Below are 20888 nucleotides of genomic sequence, written 5' to 3'. Positions count from 1 at the left end.
CAGAGATCGCAGCCTTCGGCAGCTCCTACAGGGGTTGGTGATCGTTCCTACCCTCTTCGTGGGAAAAGTCGGGCCACCTACAGGCTGAGGTCGCGGTTTGAGGCTTTGAGGAACTCGCGCTTCAACTCCTCAAACGTGTGCACCGCCGGAAACTGCGGGAACTCGCGAATCACGTTGTCCGGCGCGTGGAACAAAATCCCGGCATCCGCTTCGCCCAGCATCGTCGTGTCGTTGTACGAATCCCCCGCCGCGATCACCCGGTAATACAGACTTTTGAACGCCAGCACCGACTGGCGTTTGGGGTCTTTCTGGCGCAGCTGATAACTGGTAACGCGACCGCTTTCGTCAGTAATCAAGCGATGGCAAAGCAGCGTCGGAAAGCCCAACTGACGCATCAACGGCTGCGAAAATTCGTAGAACGTGTCCGACAGAATCACAACCTGATAGCGTTCGCGCAGCCAGTTGACGAACTCCACGGCGCCATCCAGCGGCTTTAACGTGGCGATCACTTCCTGAATATCCGACAGCTTCAAGCCGTGCTCATCGAGGATGCGCAGCCGCTGCTTCATCAGCACGTCGTAATCGGGAATGTCCCGGGTGGTGGCCTTGAGGGAGTCGATTCCGGTTTTTTCGGCGAAGGCGATCCAGATTTCCGGTACCAAAACCCCTTCAAGATCCAGGCAAGCAATTTCCACAAGACACTCCCGTTTGTATTGATTATGTGAGTCGAGCGAGGCCGAACTCTAGCGACTCGAATGCCGACGCGCAACGCACAGCACGCCCCGAGCCGCGCAGGTTTTTGTTACCATCGGCCCCATATAGAGCGCCCAGCGCCACCGACCTGTAGGAAGCCGCCCTGATGAGCCCAACGTTCGACGTCGTGGAACTCGCCACGACCTATGCCAATAAATCCGCCCAAGACATCCTCAAACTCGCCTTTGCCGAGTTCGGCGATGATCTGTGGATATCTTTCAGCGGTGCCGAGGATGTGGTGCTGGTGGACATGGCCTGGAAGCTGAACAAGAACGTCAAGGTGTTCAGCCTTGATACCGGCCGCTTGCATCCGGAGACCTATCGGTTCATTGAACAGGTGCGCGAGCATTACAAGATCGACATCGAAATCGTCTCGCCGGACTACACGAAACTGGAACCGTTCGTGAAGGAAAAAGGCCTGTTCAGTTTCTACCGGGACGGTCATGGCGAATGCTGCGGCATCCGCAAGATCGAGCCGCTGCGCCGCAAGCTCTCCGGCGTCAAAGCCTGGGCCACCGGCCAGCGCCGCGACCAGAGCCCGGGCACCCGCAGCGCCGTGGCAGTCCTGGAAATCGACACGGCATTCTCGACGCCGGAGCGCACCCTGTACAAATTCAACCCGCTTGCACAAATGAGCAGCGAAGAGATCTGGGGTTACATCCGCATGCTTGAACTGCCTTACAACAGCCTGCATGAGCGCGGTTTCATCAGCATCGGCTGCGAACCGTGCACCCGCCCTGTCTTGCCGAACCAGCATGAGCGTGAAGGCCGTTGGTGGTGGGAAGAAGCCACGCAGAAGGAATGCGGGCTGCATGCCGGGAATATTATTAGCAAATCCAAAATCTAAAAAAGATCGCAGCCTTCGGAAGCTCCTACAGGGACCGCTTGCGCATGTAGGAGATGCCGCAGGCTGCGATTTCTTGATCTCCAAAAATGTGTACACACAAATGTCACCATCGGTGCCATTTGTGTGTGCACTTTTTTGTTTCCGCGCCCTGAAAAGTTACATCCCGCCTGAAAACCTCTCTCGCCAGCCTCTTCTGAAAATCCCTCATCAAAAATAAATACCTGTTCGAACAGTCAATTTTTATCCGCCTATTTTCAGAGACTTAGTGCGTATCGATAACTTTTCGAAATGAGGAAGGCCGCGCATAGATCCGCAACTGGCACAGATCTGGCTTTAGTGCATACATGTTTTGTATACAAAACCGCAAAACATGCACACTTTCGATCCGCAAGCCTGAAGCGCCCTATCCCGTACAGGCTGCAGATGCCCCGTAACCAATGATGTTTTTCACCGCCGCGACGAAGATTTGTCGAGCCTGACGGCTTACGCACAGTCATCGCGGCCCTGAACATCAGGAGCCTGCCGGAATGCGTACAAGTATCTCGAATAACATCGCGCTGAATCTGCCCGCCTCTGCCGTCGACCAGCCGTTACCCCATGACGGTCTGGCCGAGCCGTTACAACTCAGCCCGCGCCTGCACAATAACGATCTGGCGCCGACCAAGGCCGAGGGCCGGCGTTGGGGCAAGTACAGCATTTTTGCGCTGTGGACGAACGATGTGCACAACATCGCCAACTACTCCTTCGCCATCGGTCTCTACGCCTTGGGCCTGGGCGGCTGGCAGATTATGTTGTCACTGGGAATCGGCGCGGCCCTGGTGTACTTCTTCATGAACCTGTCCGGGTACATGGGGCAGAAAACCGGGGTGCCGTTTCCAGTGATCAGCCGGATCAGTTTCGGCATCCACGGTGCACAAATTCCTGCATTGATCAGGGCCGTTATCGCCATCGCCTGGTTCGGTATTCAGACGTATCTGGCCTCCGTGGTGTTTCGCGTATTGCTCACGGCCGTGCATCCCGGCTTCGCCGAATACGACCACAACTCGATTCTTGGCCTGTCGACGTTGGGTTGGGTGTGCTTCGTGGCGATCTGGTTCGTCCAACTGGCGATTCTTGCGTACGGCATGGAAATGGTTCGCCGCTATGAGGCATTTGCCGGGCCGGTGATCCTGTTGACGGTGGCCGCCCTCGCCGGATGGATGTACTTTCAGGCCAATGCCACCATCGCCTGGTCGATCCGCGAACCGCTGACTGGCGGGGAAATGTGGCGCAACATTTTTGCCGGCGGCGCTTTGTGGCTGGCGATATATGGCACGTTAATCCTCAATTTCTGCGATTTCGCTCGCTCTTCGCCGTGCCGCAAGACCATCAAGGTCGGAAATTTCTGGGGCTTGCCGGTAAATATTCTGGTGTTCGCCGCGATCACCGTCCTGCTGTGCGGCGCGCAGTTCCAAATCAATGGCCGGATCATCGAGAGCCCGACCGAAATCATCGCCTCGATTCCCAACACGTTCTTTCTGGTCCTCGGGTGCCTGGCGTTCCTGATCGTCACGGTGGCGGTGAATATCATGGCCAACTTCGTTGCTCCGGCGTTCGTGCTGAGCAACCTGGCGCCCAAATACCTCACGTTCCGCCGCGCCGGCCTGATCAGCGCAACCATCGCGGTGTTGATCCTGCCGTGGAATCTCTACAACAGCCCGTTGGTGATCGTTTATTTTCTGTCCGGCCTCGGCGCCCTGCTTGGCCCATTGTACGGCGTGATCATGGTCGACTACTGGTTGATCCGCAAAGGCCGGATCAACGTCCCGCAGCTCTACAGCGAAGATCCCAATGGTGCCTATTACTACAGCCGCGGTATCAATTTCCGGGCGGTCGCGGCGTTTATTCCTGCTGCCTTGATCGCCATCGTCCTCGCGCTCGTTCCTGGTTTCCACAGCGTTTCGCCGTTCTCCTGGCTGATCGGTGCCGGTATTGCCGGAATGCTCTACCTGATCATCGCCAAGCGCCAGCCGCACTACGCCGACGTCAGTGGCGAAGCCATCGCGGTCGACAACGTCTGCCATTAACTCCCTTGCGGCCCGCTCTTCGGGCCGCAGAACTGCCCGCTATAAGGATTTTTCCATGCGTATTCTCGTGGTCAACGTCAACACCACCGAGTCCATCACTGAAGCTATTGCGCGTTCGGCGCAGGCCGTCGCGTCACCGGGAACGGAAATTGTCGGGCTCACGCCTTACTTCGGCGCCGATTCGATTGAGGGCAACTTCGAAAGCTACCTCGCCGCCATCGCGGTGATGGATCGAGTGATGTCCTACGATCAGCCGTTCGATGCAGTGATTCAGGCCGGATATGGCGAGCATGGGCGCGAAGGTCTGCAGGAGCTGCTCAATGTGCCGGTAGTGGACATCACCGATGCCGCCGCGAGTACTGCGATGTTCCTCGGCCACGCGTATTCGGTGGTGACCACCCTGGATCGCACCGTACCGTTGATCGAGGACCGGCTGAAACTGTCGGGGTTGTGGGATCGATGCGCGTCGGTTCGGGCCAGCGGTTTGGCGGTGCTGGAACTGGAGCATGAGCCGCAGCGTGCGCTGGAAGCGATCGTGCAACAGGCCGAGCTGGCGGTGACGCAGGATAAAGCAGAGGTGATTTGTTTGGGTTGCGGCGGCATGGCCGGGCTGGATGAGCAAATTCGCCGGCGTACCGGTGTGCCGGTCGTGGACGGGGTGACCGCGGCAGTGATGATTGCCGAGTCGCTGGTGCGGTTGAAGTTGTCGACGTCCAAGGTGCGGACTTATGCGACGCCGCGGCCGAAAAACATTATTGGCTGGCCGGGGCGGTTTGCCCGGTAGACCGCGTCATCGTTCATCGCGAGCAAGCTCGGTTCCCACAGGTTTTGTGTCGTATGCAAGATGTTGGTTCAACACAAACGCTGTGGGATCGCTTGCTCGCGAATGCCGCGCCTCGGTCTGATGCATTACTCAAACCGCGCTAAACCGCCGCGCCAATCCCTGCTGTGCAAATTGCTCGATCACAAAATCAACGAACGCCCGAGTCTTGCCCGGCAACAGTTTATGCTCGGCGTAGTAAATCGAAATGTTACCGTCATCGACAAACCACTCCGGCAACACACGCTGCAGCGTCCCCGCCTCAAGATAACCCACCGCAAACGGCATACTCACCAAGGCAATGCCCAACCCTTGCAGGGCTGTCGCACACGCCGCCTCGGAATCGCTCATGGTCATCCGCGCTCTGAGCAGCAAGGGGCTATGCTGCTGATCGGCGTGAGTCAGTTGCCACGAACGCACCCGCCCGGTTTGCGGTGAGCGAATCAGAATCCCGTCGTGCAGTGCAAGATCATCGGGATGCGTTATCGGCGGATGACTTTGCAGGTAATCCTGCGATGCCACCAGCACCCGGTGCGCCGGAGTCAATCGGCGCGCGACCACGCCTTGTGGCAGTTCGAAGCCGCCGCCAATCGCCGCATCGAAGCCCTGCCCGATCAGATCGACCTGACGGTTATCGAAATTCCAGTCCGGATTGATCGCCGGATAACGCCGCAGAAACTCGCCGAGCAACGGCACGATATACAGACGACCGAACACCGTACCCATGCTCACTTTCAGTGTGCCGGCCGGTTGCCCTCCAGCGCTGGCGAGATTGGCGACGGCGTTCTGGATCGTTGTCAGGCTGGAACTGACCTCACTCAAAAACAGCTGGCCGGCTTCAGTCAGGGTCAGGCTGCGTGTACTACGCTGGAACAGCCGCACGCCGAGCCGCGCTTCCAGTTTCGCCACGCTTTTGCCTACCGCTGCCGGGGTAAGACTTAAGCGCCGCGCGGCCTCGGCAAAGCTGCCCACTTCAGCACTGCGCACAAAGCATTCGATACTGCTGAACGTTTCCATGATCGCCACTATAAACTTTTGGTTTACACAGACTATAGCAATCATGGTCTACACGGTTGTCGATGCCACGCCGATACTCGGCACCAACAACAAGGCATTCCGCCTTGAAGATTCTGGAGATCGAACATGACCACTCAACACCTCAGCGGCAAAGTCGCTCTGATTCAAGGCGGTTCCCGTGGTATCGGCGCTGCGATCGTCAAACGTCTGGCCGCTGAAGGCGCTGCGGTTGCCTTCACTTATGTCAGCTCGACGGCCAAAGCCGAAGAGTTGCAGAACAGCATCACCGCCGGTGGCGGCAAAGCCTTGGCGATCAAGGCTGACAGCGCCGATGCTGGCGCCATTCGCCACGCGGTCAGCACCACTGTCGAAGCCTTTGGTCGCCTGGATATTCTGGTCAACAACGCCGGCGTGCTGGCCATCGCGCCGCTGGAAGATTTCAAACTGGAAGACTTCGATCAGACCTTGGCCATCAACGTGCGCAGCGTGTTCATCGCTTCGCAGGAAGCGGCCAAGCATATGGGCGAAGGGTCGCGCATCATCAACATCGGTAGCACCAACGCCGATCGCATGCCCTTTGGCGGTGGCGGTGTTTACGCGATGAGCAAATCGGCGCTGGTCGGTTTGACCAAAGGTCTGGCACGCGATCTCGGGCCGCGCGGCATCACCATCAATAATGTGCAGCCCGGCCCGGTCGACACCGACATGAACCCGGCCCATGGTGACTTCGCCGACAGCCTGATCCCGCTGATGGCCGTGGGTCGTTACGGCACCGCCGATGAAATCGCCAGCTTCGTCGCCTACCTGGCCGGGCCGGAAGCCGGTTACATCACCGGTGCCAGCCTGACCATCGATGGTGGTTTCGGCGCCTGATAATCCTGCTAGAACCGTACAAAAAAACGCCGCCCTTGTTTTTACACAAGGGCGGCGTTTTTGTTGTTGAAGATCAAGCCCATTCCAGCGCTGGCAGGCCAAATGCGATAGGCGTAAACGCTTTCAACGTTCGAAGAATGCCGTCGGCGTGTGCATATTTTTCATCGGCCATCGCTGCGTCGGGGATAGCGATGGCGGTCATGCCAGCCGCTTTGGCCGCGGTCACGCCGAATGGCGAATCTTCGAACACCAGACAGTCTTCCGGCGCGACGCCCAGCCGCCGGGCCGCCGTTAGAAAAATATCCGGCGCCGGTTTCGCCGCGCCGACTTCCGGATCATCCGCCGTGACAATGAAATCGAACAGCGCGAACCAGTCACGGTGCAACGTGGTTTTTTGACCGAACGACTGCCGCGACGAACTGGTGCCGACAGCAATCGGAATGTTGTGCGCTTTCAGATGACGCACCAGCGCTTCGGCACCCGGCATGGCCTGGGCCTTGGGAAAGCGCTCGCGCATCAACGGCTCGCGAATCGCCAGAAATTCTGCCGGGGTGATCGGTAATTCCAGTGCCTGCACCACGTAATTGGCCAGGTCATTGGCACCGCGACCGATGATGTTCTGCTTGACGCTCCAGTCGAAGGTTCGCCCGTAACGCCCGGCAATCATCGAGGTGACTTCGGTGTAAATGCCCTCCGTGTCCAGCAACAAACCATCCATATCGAAAATCACGGCCTTGATCGGGCCGAACGCCTTCAGCGGTGCATTCATCATCGGATCCGTTATCAAAGACATTCCGGGCGCCTGCAACAGGTCGCTGCTCGGATCTGATTAATGGGTTCAGCAGCATAGCGAGGCTGGTGGACATTGAGCAACGGGCAATGCCCACGGCGCGCGTTTCGTATTTAGCGAAAACTCCTACAGACACCGCCTACTTCCCCGACTTCTTTCCTGTTTGATCCCCCGCAAAGTCCGCGCTCCTGTTTTTCATATGCGCGAGCGACTGCGAATGTTTGAACCTGATCGGCTACTGGCCCTGAACAACAGCATCGGTTTGCTGGTGCTTGCCGCTCTGAACCCCAAACAACCGGATTTCGAAGCCCTCCTGGGCGAGTTCCGCCTGTGCCTGAACGATTACGAGGCGTGGGCCGAACAGTTCTGGACCGGGAACGCGCTGGACATCGAACAGGTGTTCAAGGTCGGTAACGATGTGCAGTTGAGCGCTCCGATCAGTTCGCGCAAACCCATCAGTTCTTCGGTGGCGATGTGCCCGGCTGATGGCCCGCTGACGCTGGTGCACATGTTCGAAGCCGCGCGTTTCGTGCCGATCGGCGATACCCCGGTGACGCTCGAACCGCTGCTGAGTGACGACGGTGGTGTGCGGACCTTCGGCGAACCGCTGCGTCACACCATCGGGCCGAGCGGTATTCTGCAAGTGAATGATTGCGATCAGGGCCAGCGTTATCGCATCACCTTCTTTCCCGATGTTTCCACTGCTCATGTGCGAGCGTTGTATGGCTCCTATGAGAGCGTGATTGCCGGCCTGGAACGCTGGTTGCGGGGAGAGTGGGCGGAATTTCAGCCGCAGTGGACGGAGTTTTCCAGCGTCGGTTTTCTCGAACGTTACGGGCAGTTGCAGCGGGCCGACTGGCGCGGCACGGAAAAAGCCCTGAACGGGGTTTGGGATGACATCCAGCAACTGTTTGCTCTTATCGCCGATTTGCAGGAACACAGCGAAAAGCTCCTTGAATATCTGAGCGAGATCGAACTTGAGGCACTGCTTGCGGCTTCAAGCGAGGCGATAGCCAACGCCTTGTTGATGCTGAGCGACGAACCGTTGCTGTTCATTCATCTCGCCGCGTTCATCAGTTGGCTGAAGATGCTGCCGCCGCAATACCTCGCCGAAGTGGTGGCCGAAGTTCGCACCGAGTTGCTCATCAGTTTCCTGTTGGTGCGCGTGGCGGGCGGCGCTGGCGTATCGCTGCGTTTGAGCAGCAAGGTTTTGGCGAAGATCAAGTCGCCACGGGCGCGGGAGTGGTTGGCGGCGTCGGCTTTGCGCTTGGCGGAACTGACTTCAATACCGGAGCTCAAGCAGCACGCAAGCGTGTTGAAGCCGCTGATGGTTCATGCCCGCGAGGTTGCGTTGAAGCCGACCCCGTCGATTCCGCTGAACATTCGCCAAGCGGACTCAGTGGTGTTGAACGTGCCGAATCCGGCGCCGCTTGCGCGGGAAAAATCCCAAGGCATGGCGCGCCTTGAGCGCCACGAACCCCGCGACGACGCCTCTGACCAAGCGAAAAACCCCAACGGCGACAGCGCCGATTGCGCCGCGCTGACCTGCACCAACGGTTGCCCGGTGTCGATGGTCACTGGCGAAGAATTGCTGACCCTGACCGACGCGGTGCTGGATGGCGTGCTGCCGTTCGAGTTCACCCGCTTGTATCGCAGCAGCGCCGTCGAGATCGATATCGGTCTGGGTTTCGGCTGGAGCCATTCGCTGGCGCATCGGCTGGTGTTCGAAGGCGATTTCGTCGTCTGGATCGACCATGAGAACCGTCGTACACGGTTTCCGCTGCCGAACGTCGAGCGCCCTGCGATCCACAACAGCCTGTCGCGGGCGGCGATTTTCCTTGGGGCTGAACCCGAAGAGCTGATTCTTGCCCTGGCGGGGGATTCGGCGCGGTTTTATCACTTTCGTGCGGGCCGGCTGACGGCGATCAGCGATGCCTATGGCAATCGTCTGCGCATCGATCGTGATCGCCAGGATCGGATCAGTCGTGTGGATAACGGCGCCGGTCGTGCGCTGCTGTTGCGTTATGACCGGGCGCAATTGGTGGCGGTCGATTACCAGGTCTTCGCTCAGGGTGAATGGACGACCGAACAAAACCTTGCCGGTTATTGCTACGACGCTCGCCAGCGTTTGCTCGCCGCGACCAACGCGGTCGGCGACAGCGAACGCTACGATTACGACGACAGCCACGTCATTCTGCAACGGCAGTTGACCGGCGGCGCCAGTTTCTTCTGGGAGTGGCAGCGCGAGGGCAAAGCGGCGCGTTGCGTGCGGCACTGGGCGTCGTTCTCGCAGATGAACACCCGCTACGTCTGGAACGACGACGGCAGCGTGACGGTGTACTACGTCGACGGCACCGAAGAGACCTACGTCCACGACGACCGCGCGCGGCTCGTGCGCAAGACCTCGGCCGACGGTGGTGAACAGCTCAAGGCGTACGACGAAGCAGGACGGCTGATCGCCGAGCAGGATGCCCTCGGGGCGGTCACTGAATACCACTACGACGACGTCGGACGGCTGATCGCGCTGATTCCACCGGATGACGCGCCAACTTCCTACGAGTATCGCAACGGTTTTCTCTACCGACGTTCACGCGGCGACGCGGTGTGGACTTATCGGCGCAACGCCGAAGGTGATGTTACGGAAGCGGTCGATCCCGACGGCCAGGTCATCCATTACTACTACGACATTTACGGCCAGCTGCTGTCGATCCGCTATCCGGACAGCAGCCGGCATCGACTGGCCTGGAATACGCTGGGGCAGTTGATCGAGGAAACCCTGCCCGACGGTGGCGTGCGGCGCTTTTCCTACGATGCGCTGGGGCGGCGGACCACAACCGAGGATGAACACGGTGCAGTGACCCGTCAGCAGTGGGACGCCGCTGGCCGACTGCTGCAGACGACTTTTCCTACCGGCGCCAGCCGCGCCTACAGCTACGGCGCCTACGGCCAGGTCACCGCCGAGCGCGATGAACTGGGGCGCATCACCCGTTACGAATACGACGATGACCTGCACCTGGTCTCGCGGCGGATCAATCCCGACGGCACGCGGGTCCAGTACCGCTATGACCACGCGCAACTGCTGCTCACCGAGATCGAGAACGAGTCGGGTGAAAAATATCGACTGGACTACACCTCGACCGGATTGATCCGACAGGAAACCGCCTTCGACGGACGACGCACCGCCTACGCCTACGACCTCAACGGGCATCTGCTGGAAAAGACCGAGTTCGGCGATGTCGGCTCGCAGTTGGTCACCGCGTATGAACGTGACGCTGCCGGGCGCCTATTGGTGAAAACCCTGCCGGACGGAGTCAAGGTCAGCTATCGCTATGACCGCCTAGGTCGTTTGACTGGCGTCGACGATGGGCAAAACCACCCACTGGTCTTCGAATACGACCGCCAGGATCGGCTGATCACCGAGCATCAGGGCTGGGGCACGCTGCGTTATGCCTACGACGCCTGCGGCCAGCTCAAGCAGATGCGTTTGCCGGACAACAGCAAGCTCGATTATCACCACGCCAAGGGCGGTGCGCTGAGCGCCATCGACCTCAACGGCGCGCAACTGACCACGCACATTTTCCTGTCCGGGCGCGAACAGCAACGTCAGCAAGGTCTGCTGCTCAGCGAATATTCTTACGACGATCAGGGCCGTTTGCTCGCTCACGCTGTCGGTCATTCCCACGATTCACTTTATCGCCGCGACTATGCCTACAGTGCCAACGGCAATCTGGACCACATCGCCGACACCCGCCACGGCCAGCGCACCTACGGCTACGACACCCTCGACCGGCTGATCCGCGTCCGCCATTCGCGCGACGAACTGCCCGAATCGTTCGCCCATGACCCGGCTGGCAACCTGCTGATGCAGGACCGCCCCGGCCCGAGTCAGATCAAGGGCAACCGCCTGCTGATGCAAGGCGATCGCCATTACGACTATGACGCCTTCGGCAATCTGATCCGCGAACGCCGTGGCGCCGGGCAACAAATCGTCACTGAATACCGCTACGACTGCCAACACCGGCTGATCGGCCTGACCCGCCCCGATGGCCAGACCGCGACCTATCAATACGACGCCTTCGGTCGGCGCATCCGCAAAACTGTCGACGGCGTCGTCACCGAGTTCTTCTGGCAAGGCGAGCAGATCGTCGCCGAAAGCAGCCAGAACGAATACCGCAGCTACGTCTACGAACCCGGCACCTTCCGCCCCTTGGCGCTGCTCGACGGCAAAGGCCCGAAAAAAGCCTGCCCGTTTTACTACCAACTCGACCATCTCGGCACGCCGCTGGAGTTGACCGACTACAGCGGGGAAATCGTCTGGTCGGCGCAGTACGACGCCTACGGCAAGGTCGCCGCCCTGACACTGGCCGCTGACGAATATCTGGACCAGCCGTTGAGGTTTCAGGGGCAGTACTTCGATGCTGAAAGCGGGCTGCATTACAACCGGCATCGGTATTACGACCCGCGGTTGGGGCGATATCTGACGCCGGACCCGGTGAAATTGGCGGGCGGGTTGAACCAGTATCGGTATGTGCCGAATCCGACAGGGTGGGTGGATCCGTTGGGGTTGAACTCCAATTGCCCGCCACCGAATAAGCCTGGGTGTGAGGTGCCCGGGGCGAGTGATGGGGTTAAGGTTGATGAGGGGGAGCCTGATCTACCGAAATTAATCCACGGCGTAGACGCAAAATCCTTGAAGCGAACACACGCAATCTCTGGAAAAAAATCAGCTAAATCGGTTGAAGCAGCGGCGAGCAACATGCGCAGCGGCGGATATAATATTCGCTTCCCCATCCATGTGGCTGAGCATGAAGGTACTCTATATATTTTAGATGGACATCATCGCGCAGCGGCGGCGAGACAAACAGCAACGCCAATAATCGTGAAACTGATCACCAATATAAAAGAACATAAAAGCAACTTTGAAACGATAGAAGACGTAATCGAATCAGCCGAAAATGTTGGGTTTGATCGACTGGAGCCTAAGCGAAGACGATGAACGACAATTATGATACAACGCTCGGATATCTCATCAAAGACTTTCTCAACAAAGTGGAAAAAGGTACGACGCTATTACAAGAAAAATTTGGCACTCGAAACATCCTAAGACTTTGGAGGAGCGGCCAAATAGAACGCTGCGGAGAAGTCATCGATGGCGTTGAATATGAATTACACGGCATAGGCTGTGCTATCCATTTTCCTACTGAATCAGTGGACTTCGATTACGGTTCGAATAACAGGATCGATGGTTTTGATGAGTGGCGCCTTTACATGTACGCCACCGACAGGCCTTTAAAATATAAAAAATACACTGACATGAAATTTCTTGAGAGAGAGTTCAAGACCTATATAGATGCAGGCAGAATCGAGAAAATGTCGCCCTCCGATGACCTCTATGTACTTATCGACTCAACCGTAGATGGCTGAACAAAGATACGGGGGGCCTGATAGCTCAGGCCCTTTAAACCTATTTTCAAAATTTCCGTTCACCACGAACACTCTCACTGCTCATCCCCATCCTCCTCATACTCCATATCCGCCTCATCCGCATCATTCAACGGCACCGTCGCGTCATCCATCAGCGATCCCGGATCTTCATTGCCCGGGTCATTGATAAATGGCACTCCACTAGGACCTTTCTCTTCCTTGCCTTCGGTTTCAGGAGTCATGGCGCACCTCTTGATTATTGGGATGTACAACGTTCGAAAAGCCCTACAGCCAATCGTTCCAGAATCCGACTGCCAGACACGAAAAACCCGGCGCCAAGCCGGGTTTCCGTAGATCAATCAGCGATGTTTATTTTTGTGTTTGTTCTTGTGCTTGTGGCCGCCGGAATGCGATCCACCGCCGTCGTCGCCAAGATTGTTACCCACCGCGCCGCCGGCTGCGCCGCCCAGGCCTGCGCCAATGGCGGAGCCGGTGGAGCCGCCGAGACTGTTACCGACGACCGAGCCGCCCGCAGCGCCCAGACCGCCGCCAATCGCAGCTTCGGTGCGGTTGCGTTTGTTCGCGCCAACGGCACTGCCCGCCGCGCCGCCAACACCTGCGCCGACCGCCGCGCCCGTACTGCCGCCGAGTTGTCCGCCCACCACATTACCCAGCGCACCGCCCAGACCACCGCCCACGGCAGCGGTGCCATCGCCGGCAGCCATCGCGCCCTGCGCTATGAACAAGCCGAAAACCAGTGCAGATAATGACAGTCGCATATGAACCTCGCAGTTCCCGAATCGGGACAATCCGCCCAAGCGGGGCGTATGAAAGTTGGAGACGATTTCGGACGAAACGTTCAGCCATGAAAAAACCCGACATCAAGTCGGGCTTCTTCTGACACGCGATCAGGTTTAGTGGCGCTTGTGACCTTTGGCCAGGTTGCTGCCGACAGCACCACCCGCCGCACCACCCAGGCCAGCGCCGATGGTGGCGCCGGTTCTGCCGCCGAGGCTGTTGCCGATTACTGAACCACCGGCTGCACCAACACCGCCGCCGATGGCGGCTTTGGTACGGCTCCCCTTGCGTGCAGCGACTGCGCTACCCGCTGCGCCCGCGACGCCGGCACCAATCACCGCACCGGTGCTACCACCCATTTTCTGACCAACCACGTTACCCAGCGCGCCGCCCAAGCCACCGCCCAGCGCAGCAGTGCCATCGCCGGCAGCCATTGCACCTTGAGCAACCAGAAGGCCAAGAACCAGAGCGGGCAGTGTTAAACGCATGATGAAACCTCAAAAAGTGGGATGACGAAAAGGGGGCCGGGATTTAATGCGCTCGACGCACAGAAGTCCAGACGTTATAAGCGCGTCGGGGCATTCGGCGTCGATTTGACCGCAATCAGAGAAAAGGTTTTATTCCAGGCAAAAAAAAGCCCGCTGGGGAGACGGGCTGGAGACTTGCTTTCTAACGGATGGCTTCACAGTACGTTGGCCAACGTGAAAAGTTTGTGAAAAAAATCCTACATTAATGTCAACGCCCGCAAAGCAATCCGGCATTTGTCGCGCGCATAAAAAACCCCGTTCAGTGACGGGGTTACCGGGTTCAATCACTTTCTTGTCCTTGCCGTTACCTTGGGTAAAAATTTCGCCTTCGGCCCTTTGGGTGCTGTGGATTTGATTTTGCCGATGCTCACCGGGTCTTCGCCAAACCCCGATTGATAATCCGACTGGCCGCATCGCACGCAGTTGTTGAACGAAAACTCAGCTCCGTCATCCTCGATAAACGATCCGATCATGGCCTCTCCCCTTCGCAATCAGGTCGACACCGGCAAATTGCTTTTGCCCGAAATATATCGACCTCTCAGGCTTGTGAGACTAGTCGGTCACACTTGGACTTGCTGTTCAGGCCGCTCAATCCCCGACGAATGGGCATCGCAAAACAGGCGCTCCCGATCAGCCCGGATTTTCGCAGTCGGTTCTGAATCGGGTTAAAAAAGCACGCCTGAAAATTACAGACGCCAAAAACCACAAAACCCCGGACTTCTTTCGAAATCAGGGGTTTTGTGTACTGAATGTGGCGGTGAAGGAGAGATTCGAACTCTCGATACAGTTTCCTGTATACACACTTTCCAGGCGTGCTCCTTAAGCCACTCGGACACTTCACCGTATCTCTTCAAACATGTTCTGTCTGTCGAGGCGCGCTAATGTAGTCGAAAGCTTTTCCGATGGCAAACTTTTTTTCAGAATTTTCATGCGCTTAAGAGAAACCGTCGCTACCTCCTGGTGAGCCATGGCAAACCGGCCAATCTCCGGTGCTGCGCTTCTTCTATATAGGAGCAAAACGGCGGGCTACGCCAGATGCGTCCGGAAACGGTGACTGACGGGTCAGTCACGGCGCTTTACCTGGCCTGCGACGGTGGGTAACGTCTGCCCATCTTTCTTACAAGGAATAGCGTCATGAGTGAGTTGATTTCCTACCACCTCGAAGACGGTATCGCGACCCTGACGTTAAGCAATGGCAAGGTCAATGCCATTTCCCCGGACGTGATCGACGCGTTTAACGCGGCGCTGGATCAGGCGGTGGCTGATCGCGCCGTGGTGATCATTACCGGTCAGCCGGGGATTTTGTCCGGCGGCTATGACTTGAAAGTGATGACTGCCGGCCCTAAAGAAGCCGTGGCATTGGTCACTGCCGGTTCAACGCTGGCCCGCCGCCTGCTTTCACACCCGTTTCCGGTGATCGTCGCGTGCCCGGGGCATGCCGTGGCGAAAGGCGCTTTCATTTTGCTGTCCGCCGACTACCGCATCGGCGTCGACGGCCCGTTCAGCATTGGTCTGAATGAGGTGCAGATCGGCATGACCATGCACCACGCTGGTATCGAACTGGCGCGCGATCGCCTGCGCCGCTCGGCATTCCACCGTTCGGTGATCAATGGCGAGATGTTTGATCCGAAAAGCGCTGTGGATGCTGGCTTCCTCGACAAGGTGGTCAGCGCCGAGGAGCTGCAAGCTGCCGCCCTCGCCGCTGCGCGCCAGCTGAAGAAGATCAACATGCTCGCGCACAAGAACACCAAGTTGAAGGTGCGCAAGGCTCTGCTGGAACTGCTGGACGACGCGATCATTCAAGATCAGCAACACATGGGTTAATTACCCGACAGTGGCAGCGAAGAAAAGCCCGACCGTCGTGTCGGGCTTTTTCGTACGTGTTCTGTTGAAAACCGTCTGGCTGCTCTAAGACGCGTCTGACAAGCCACTCCGAAACATGCGCTTAAACATCGGCTATCTCCGGGCTCTATAGTGGCAATTGCCGAAAACAGTGCACATCCGTACACTGCGCCACCTTTTGTCCCGGTGGGGCCTGCAAATGCTGTTCGTGTTTCGTATGTTATTGATGGGCCTGCACTTTATTCTCGCGGGTATTCTTGGGGTGATCCTTGGGCTGTGCCGCCCGTTTAATCCCGACAACAGCCGTTTATGCGCCCGCCTGTACGCTTTGCCGGCCATGTGCATTTTGCGTTTGCGAGTGAAATCCGATGTCGGCGGTTTGATGAACAAACCTGACAGCTGCGTAATCATCGCCAACCATCAATCCAATTACGACTTGTTCGTTTTCGGAAACGTCGTGCCACGCCGCACCGTGTGCATTGGCAAGAAAAGCCTCAAATGGGTGCCGTTGTTCGGCCAACTGTTCTGGCTGGCGGGCAATGTGTTGATCGATCGCGGTAATGCGCACAAGGCACGGCAATCGATGCTGACGACAACGCATACGCTGCAAAACGAAGATACCTCGATCTGGGTGTTCCCGGAGGGCACGCGCAATCTCGGCGAAGAACTGCTGCCGTTCAAGAAAGGCGCGTTCCAGATGGCGATTGCTGCGGGTGTGCCGATCGTTCCGGTGTGCGTCAGCAGCTACGTCAAGCACATGCGTTTGAACCGCTGGCGCAGTGGCAACATTCTCATACGCTCTCTGCCGCCGATTCCCACAGCCGGAATGACTATGGACGACATGCCCATGCTCATCGATCGATGCCGTGAGCAGATGCGCGAATGCATCGAATCAATGGATCGGCAACTACGAGCCGCATGAAAGACAAACCCGCCTCGTGCGGGTTTTCTTTTGCCGGATGAACTGTACAAGTTTCACTGACTCTCAAGCAGCGACACGGCTAAGCTGAAGCCTTGTATTCCCTGCCATCTGCCAAGTAGAAGTGAATCACCACCATGGGTCGAGTTGTTGCTGCTGCGGTGTACAGCGAAGGTAAGAAAGTCACCAATATTACGCTCGATGAAGGCGCTGCCTGGGCGGCGAAAACCGGCCACTTTGTCTGGATTGGCCTCGAAGAGCCGGACGCTCAGGAACTGTTTAACCTGCAACGGCAATTCAACCTGCACGAACTGGCAATTGAAGACGCGCTGGAAAAACACAGCCGGCCGAAGTTGGAAACCTTTGGTGACGCTCTGTTTATCGTCACTTACTCGCCAGTCCGTGAACATGGCGTTTTGCAGTTCATCGAGACGCATATATTCGCTGGCAAGGGCTACATCATTACCGCGCGCAACGGCCATTCCGCGTCCTACGCGCAAGTCCGCCAGCGCTGCGAGGCGCGTCCACTCCTGCTTGAGCATGGCGAAGACTTCGTTCTCTATGCGCTGCTGGATTTCGTGATCGAGAACTACCAGCCCGTCGGTGAAGCGATCCATGCCGAGATCGATGAGCTTGAACGCAACGTATTGTGCAGCGCACTGAACGAGCGGGACATCCAGAAGTTGCACGGCTTGCGCCGCGATGTCGTGCGTCTGCGCCGTTATGCGGCACCGATGGTGGAGATTGGCGAGGAATTGCAAAAGCTGAGCTTTCCGTTCATCGACAAGAACATGCGCCCGTACTTCCGCGATGTGCAGATCCACGTTACGCGGCAGATGGAAGACCTGAGCACGCTGGCCGATATTGCCAGCCAGACCATCGAAATCGGCGTATTGCTGGAAGCGTCCCGGCAAAGCGTGGTGCAGCGCAAGTTTGCTGCCTGGGCGGCGATTCTGGCATTCCCTACGGCGGTGGCGGGCATTTACGGGATGAACTTTCAGAACATGCCGGAGCTGAGCTGGCACTACGGTTATTTCGCCGTGTTGGGCTTCATCACGGTCGGTTGTGTGAGTTTGTGGGCAAGCTTCAAGCGGTCGGGTTGGTTGTAAAAGCAAAAGATCGCAGCCTCCGGCAGCTCCTACAGGTGAAACACCATCCCTGTAGGAGCTGCCGCAGGCTGCGATCTTTTGATCTGTCTTTTGCCTTTACGCCTTTACGTTGTTTAGCAGCTAAGCCGCCTCAGGCTTGTGCGCCACAAAGCGCATCATCCATTCCGCCACCGTGGCGCCGTGGTGTTCCTGCTCGAGGCTGGCCACGCCCTTGCTGTAAGTCTGCGAACCCAACGCTTCCTGTCGCAAATCCAGCAGCGCTCGGGAATAGTCGTGAATGAATTCCGGATGGCCCTGGAAACACAAGACCTGATCGTTGATGTGGTACGCCGCAAACGGGCAGAAATCGCTCGAAGCAATCACTGTCGCGTTCTCGGGCAGCGCAGTCACCTGGTCCTGATGGCTGATCAACAACGTCAGTTCTTCGCGAACCGGGCTCATCCACGGTGCCTTGGCGGCGAGTTTGTAATTGTGCGTGCCGACGCCCCAGCCTTGGGATGCGCGCTCGCTTTTACCGCCCAGCAGTAACGCCAGCAATTGATGGCCGAAGCACACGCCAAGCAATTTGTCGCCGCGCTCGTAACGGCTCAGCAGGTATTGCTTGAGGGTCTGGATCCACGGATCAGTGCCGAACGAATCGGCTTTGCTGCCGGTGACCAGATACGCGTCGAAAGCTTCGTCATCGCCTGGGTATTGGCCCTGTACCACGTTGTAGACGGTGAACTCGGCGGCGATCGGTTGCTGCGAGAACAGGCGCTGAAACATCTGCCCATAACCCTGATATTGATCGATCAGTTCCGGACGCAGGATGTCGGTCTCGAGAATGCAGATGCGCAGCGACATAAAAAATACCTGACACGTGATGGGAATAATGAACACCCAGAGCCTGCCTTGAAACACCCCGGCAAGGCAAGCCCCGTAGCGCTCATCCAATCACTTAAAACAGCTCGCCTTGCGCAGCCTTGTCCAGTAGGAACGCCGGGGGCGCAAAACGCTCGCCGTACTGCTCGGTCAAGTACTGGGCACGGGCGACAAAGTCCTGCACGCCGTACTGATTGATAAATTGCAATGCGCCGCCGGTCCACGCGGCAAAGCCGATCCCGAAGATCGAGCCGACGTTGGCGTCCGCTGTCGAGGTCAGCACGCCCTCCTCCACACAGCGCACGGTTTCCAGGGCTTGCACGAACAACAAACGGTCACGCACATCCTTCGCCGGGATTTGCCCGTCGGCCGTCTCGAAACGGGCTTTCAGTTCCGGCCACAGATGCTTCTGCGCACCGGCCGGGTAATCGTAGAAACCGCCGCCTGCAGCTTTGCCGGGGCGCTTGTATTCGTTGAGCAGCAAGTCAATCACGGTGAACGCCGGGTGTTCAATCAGCGGTTTCCCTTCTGCTCGTAGGTCCTTGGCGGTTTGTTGGCGGATATGGCTCATCAGGCTGAGGGAAACTTCGTCAGAGATCGCCAGAGGCCCGACCGGCATGCCGGCCTTGCGCGCTTCGGTCTCGATCATCGCTGCGCTGACGCCTTCGCCGAGCATGGCGATGCCTTCGTTGGTGAATGTGCCGAACACCCGCGAGGTGAAAAAGCCCCGGCTGTCGTTGACGACGATCGGGGTTTTCTTTATTTGCAGGACAAAATCGAACCCGCGCGCCAGCGTTTCGTCACTGGTCTTTGCGCCTTTGATGATTTCCACCAGCGGCATTTTTTCCACGGGGCTGAAGAAGTGCAGGCCGAGAAATTTGCTTTGGTCCGGCACGGCAGCCGCCAGGCCCGTGATCGGCAAGGTTGAGGTGTTGGAAGCGATCACCGCGTCGGCGCCAACCACCTTCTGCGCCGCCGCCGAAACCTTCGCCTTGAGTTCGCGGTCCTCGAACACCGCTTCGATGATCAGATCACAACCGGCCAGATCAGCATCGCTCTCGCATGGGTGGATTCGCGCCAGCACCGCCTCACGCTGGGAGGAAGTCATCTGGCCACGGGCGACTTTCTTGTCCAGCAGCGCCGCCGCATGTGCCTTGCCCTTCTCCGCCGCCGCAAGATTGATGTCCTTGAGCACCACCTCGACACCGGCCGCCGCGCTGACGTAAGCGATCCCCGCCCCCATCATCCCGGCACCGAGTATGCCGACCTTGCGCGTGACACAAGGTGCGATACCTTGCGGCCGCGAGCCGCCGGCATTGATCTCGTTGAGCTGAAACCAGAACGTGCCGATCAGGTTTTTCGAAATCTGCCCGGTGGTCAACTCGGTGAAATAGCGGGTTTCGATCAGGTGCGCCGTATCGAAATCGACCTGCGCACCTTCTACCGCCGCGCACAGGATTTTCTCCGGCGCAGGCATGGTTCCTTGGGTTTTGCTGCGCAGGATCGAAGGCGCAATCGCGAGCATCTGCGCGACCTTTGGATTCGACGGCGTCCCGCCGGGAATCTGATAACCCTTCACGTCCCAACGCTGCACGGCGACGGGGTTGGCGAGGATCCAGGCGCGGGCCTTGGCCAGCAACTCCTCGCGATTCGCCGCGACTTCGTCGATCAATCCAGCCTGCAATGCCTGCTGCGCACGGACTTTTTTGCCTTCGAGCAGATACGGCAGCGCCTTCTCGATCCCGAGCATGCGCACCATGCGCACCACTCCGCCGCCGCCCGGCAGCAGGCCGAGCGTCACCTCCGGTAGGCCCAGTTGCACGGCCGCATCGTCCAGCGCGACGCGGTGATGACAGGCCAGACAGATTTCCCAGCCACCGCCGAGCGCCGCGCCGTTGATCGCCGCCACCACCGGTTTGCCGAGGGTCTCCAGGGTGCGCAGTTGAGCTTTTAAAGTCAGCACCATGTCGTAGAAAGCTTTGGCTTGCGGTTTGCCGACTTTGATCAGTTCGTTGAGGTCGCCGCCAGCAAAGAAGGTTTTTTTCGCCGAGGTAATGATTACGCCGGCAATATCGGTTTTTTCAGCGACCAGTCGGGTGACACACTCGGCCATGGCCTCGCGGTACACAGCGTTCATGGTGTTGGCACTCTGGCCCGGCATATCGATGGTCAGAACGACAATATTGTCCTGGCCTTTTTCGTAACGAATGGCTTCGCTCATGACAAGGTTCCTTGAATTCGG

Annotated in this window: 18 protein-coding genes and 1 tRNA gene; 9 read left to right on the top strand and 10 right to left on the bottom strand. The window is 58.1% G+C overall.

All coding sequences use genetic code 11. The features are described 5' to 3' along the window. Positions 1 to 77 precede the first annotated feature (77 nt). On the bottom strand, positions 78 to 695 hold the full coding sequence (gene thrH / locus EL257_RS08765; RefSeq protein WP_126361715.1) for a bifunctional phosphoserine phosphatase/homoserine phosphotransferase ThrH: 618 nt from the start codon (positions 693 to 695) through the stop codon (positions 78 to 80). A gap of 164 nt (positions 696 to 859) precedes the next feature. On the opposite strand from thrH, the gene EL257_RS08760 reads away from it, so the two are divergent. From EL257_RS08760 to EL257_RS08750, 3 genes are all read left to right on the top strand, one after another. After that, positions 860 to 1600 (top strand): phosphoadenylyl-sulfate reductase, encoded by a 741-nt coding sequence (locus EL257_RS08760; protein ID WP_126361713.1) that lies wholly within the window; start codon positions 860 to 862, stop codon positions 1598 to 1600. A gap of 527 nt (positions 1601 to 2127) precedes the next feature. Next, positions 2128 to 3666: an NCS1 family nucleobase:cation symporter-1 gene (locus EL257_RS08755; RefSeq protein ID WP_126361711.1), complete on the top strand. Its 1539-nt coding sequence runs from the start codon at positions 2128 to 2130 to the stop codon at positions 3664 to 3666. A 55-nt stretch (positions 3667 to 3721) separates the two neighbouring features. Further along, positions 3722 to 4450 (top strand): aspartate/glutamate racemase family protein, encoded by a 729-nt coding sequence (locus tag EL257_RS08750; protein WP_126361709.1) that lies wholly within the window; start codon positions 3722 to 3724, stop codon positions 4448 to 4450. Between the two features lie 129 nt (positions 4451 to 4579). Here the strand turns inward: EL257_RS08750 and EL257_RS08745 are convergent, their stop codons facing one another. Beyond that, the gene (locus tag EL257_RS08745; RefSeq protein WP_126361707.1) at positions 4580 to 5503 is read right to left on the bottom strand and encodes a LysR family transcriptional regulator; all 924 of its coding nucleotides are present in this window, start codon (positions 5501 to 5503) and stop codon (positions 4580 to 4582) included. A 126-nt stretch (positions 5504 to 5629) separates the two neighbouring features. Here EL257_RS08745 and EL257_RS08740 point away from each other — a divergent pair, with 126 nt between their 5' ends. Further along, positions 5630 to 6376, top strand: a complete 747-nt coding sequence (locus tag EL257_RS08740; protein WP_126361705.1) for a 3-oxoacyl-ACP reductase family protein — start codon at positions 5630 to 5632, stop codon at positions 6374 to 6376. Positions 6377 to 6449: 73 nt separating this feature from the next. Here EL257_RS08740 and EL257_RS08735 read toward each other — a convergent pair whose 3' ends face one another. Further along, entirely contained in the window at positions 6450 to 7145 is a 696-nt protein-coding gene (locus EL257_RS08735; RefSeq protein ID WP_126368035.1) for an HAD-IA family hydrolase, read from the bottom strand. A 238-nt stretch (positions 7146 to 7383) separates the two neighbouring features. Between EL257_RS08735 and EL257_RS28360 the strand changes: the two genes are divergently transcribed. Together EL257_RS28360 and EL257_RS08725 are read left to right on the top strand one after the other, a co-directional pair. Continuing rightward, on the top strand, positions 7384 to 12162 hold the full coding sequence (locus tag EL257_RS28360) for an RHS repeat-associated core domain-containing protein (RefSeq protein ID WP_126361703.1): 4779 nt from the start codon (positions 7384 to 7386) through the stop codon (positions 12160 to 12162). Beyond that, a complete protein-coding gene (locus EL257_RS08725; RefSeq protein WP_126361701.1) occupies positions 12159 to 12590 on the top strand; it encodes a DUF6896 domain-containing protein in 432 nt (143 codons plus the stop codon). Before EL257_RS28360 ends, EL257_RS08725 begins: the two co-directional genes overlap by 4 nt. Before the next feature lie 74 nt (positions 12591 to 12664). On the opposite strand, the gene EL257_RS27710 is transcribed toward EL257_RS08725, so the two are convergent. The 5 genes from EL257_RS27710 to EL257_RS08705 all read right to left on the bottom strand — a co-directional run bounded on the left by EL257_RS27710 (position 12665) and on the right by EL257_RS08705 (position 14757). Then, on the bottom strand, positions 12665 to 12832 hold the full coding sequence (locus EL257_RS27710) for a hypothetical protein (protein ID WP_172604464.1): 168 nt from the start codon (positions 12830 to 12832) through the stop codon (positions 12665 to 12667). Positions 12833 to 12949: 117 nt separating this feature from the next. Continuing rightward, positions 12950 to 13369 (bottom strand): YMGG-like glycine zipper-containing protein, encoded by a 420-nt coding sequence (locus EL257_RS08720; RefSeq protein ID WP_126361699.1) that lies wholly within the window; start codon positions 13367 to 13369, stop codon positions 12950 to 12952. A 135-nt stretch (positions 13370 to 13504) separates the two neighbouring features. Continuing rightward, the gene (locus tag EL257_RS08715) at positions 13505 to 13876 is read right to left on the bottom strand and encodes a glycine zipper domain-containing protein (RefSeq protein ID WP_126361697.1); all 372 of its coding nucleotides are present in this window, start codon (positions 13874 to 13876) and stop codon (positions 13505 to 13507) included. Between the two features lie 323 nt (positions 13877 to 14199). Then, complete coding sequence (locus tag EL257_RS08710; RefSeq protein ID WP_126361695.1) at positions 14200 to 14388, bottom strand: hypothetical protein; 189 nt, start codon at positions 14386 to 14388, stop codon at positions 14200 to 14202. Positions 14389 to 14667: 279 nt separating this feature from the next. Continuing rightward, positions 14668 to 14757 (bottom strand) — tRNA-Ser (locus EL257_RS08705). A 292-nt stretch (positions 14758 to 15049) separates the two neighbouring features. Here EL257_RS08705 and EL257_RS08700 point away from each other — a divergent pair. From EL257_RS08700 to EL257_RS08690, 3 genes are all read left to right on the top strand, one after another. Further along, positions 15050 to 15739, top strand: coding sequence for a crotonase/enoyl-CoA hydratase family protein (locus EL257_RS08700; RefSeq protein ID WP_126361693.1), 690 nt, complete (start codon positions 15050 to 15052; stop codon positions 15737 to 15739). Positions 15740 to 15956: 217 nt separating this feature from the next. After that, positions 15957 to 16679 carry a 1-acylglycerol-3-phosphate O-acyltransferase gene (locus EL257_RS08695; RefSeq protein WP_126361691.1) on the top strand — a complete coding sequence of 241 codons (723 nt, stop codon included), beginning with the start codon at positions 15957 to 15959 and terminating at the stop codon, positions 16677 to 16679. Between the two features lie 134 nt (positions 16680 to 16813). After that, the gene (locus EL257_RS08690; protein ID WP_126361689.1) at positions 16814 to 17785 is read left to right on the top strand and encodes a magnesium and cobalt transport protein CorA; all 972 of its coding nucleotides are present in this window, start codon (positions 16814 to 16816) and stop codon (positions 17783 to 17785) included. Between the two features lie 120 nt (positions 17786 to 17905). Here EL257_RS08690 and EL257_RS08685 read toward each other — a convergent pair whose 3' ends face one another. Continuing rightward, positions 17906 to 18628 (bottom strand): amidotransferase, encoded by a 723-nt coding sequence (locus EL257_RS08685; RefSeq protein ID WP_126361687.1) that lies wholly within the window; start codon positions 18626 to 18628, stop codon positions 17906 to 17908. Between the two features lie 94 nt (positions 18629 to 18722). Beyond that, a complete protein-coding gene (locus EL257_RS08680; RefSeq protein ID WP_126361685.1) occupies positions 18723 to 20867 on the bottom strand; it encodes a 3-hydroxyacyl-CoA dehydrogenase NAD-binding domain-containing protein in 2145 nt (714 codons plus the stop codon). Positions 20868 to 20888: the final 21 nt, after the last annotated feature.

This window comes from Pseudomonas fluorescens (genome assembly GCF_900636825.1).
Taxonomy (GTDB): domain Bacteria; phylum Pseudomonadota; class Gammaproteobacteria; order Pseudomonadales; family Pseudomonadaceae; genus Aquipseudomonas; species Aquipseudomonas fluorescens_BG.
Note: the sequence above shows the minus strand (reverse complement) of the source record. Positions and strands in the feature narration are given on the sequence as shown.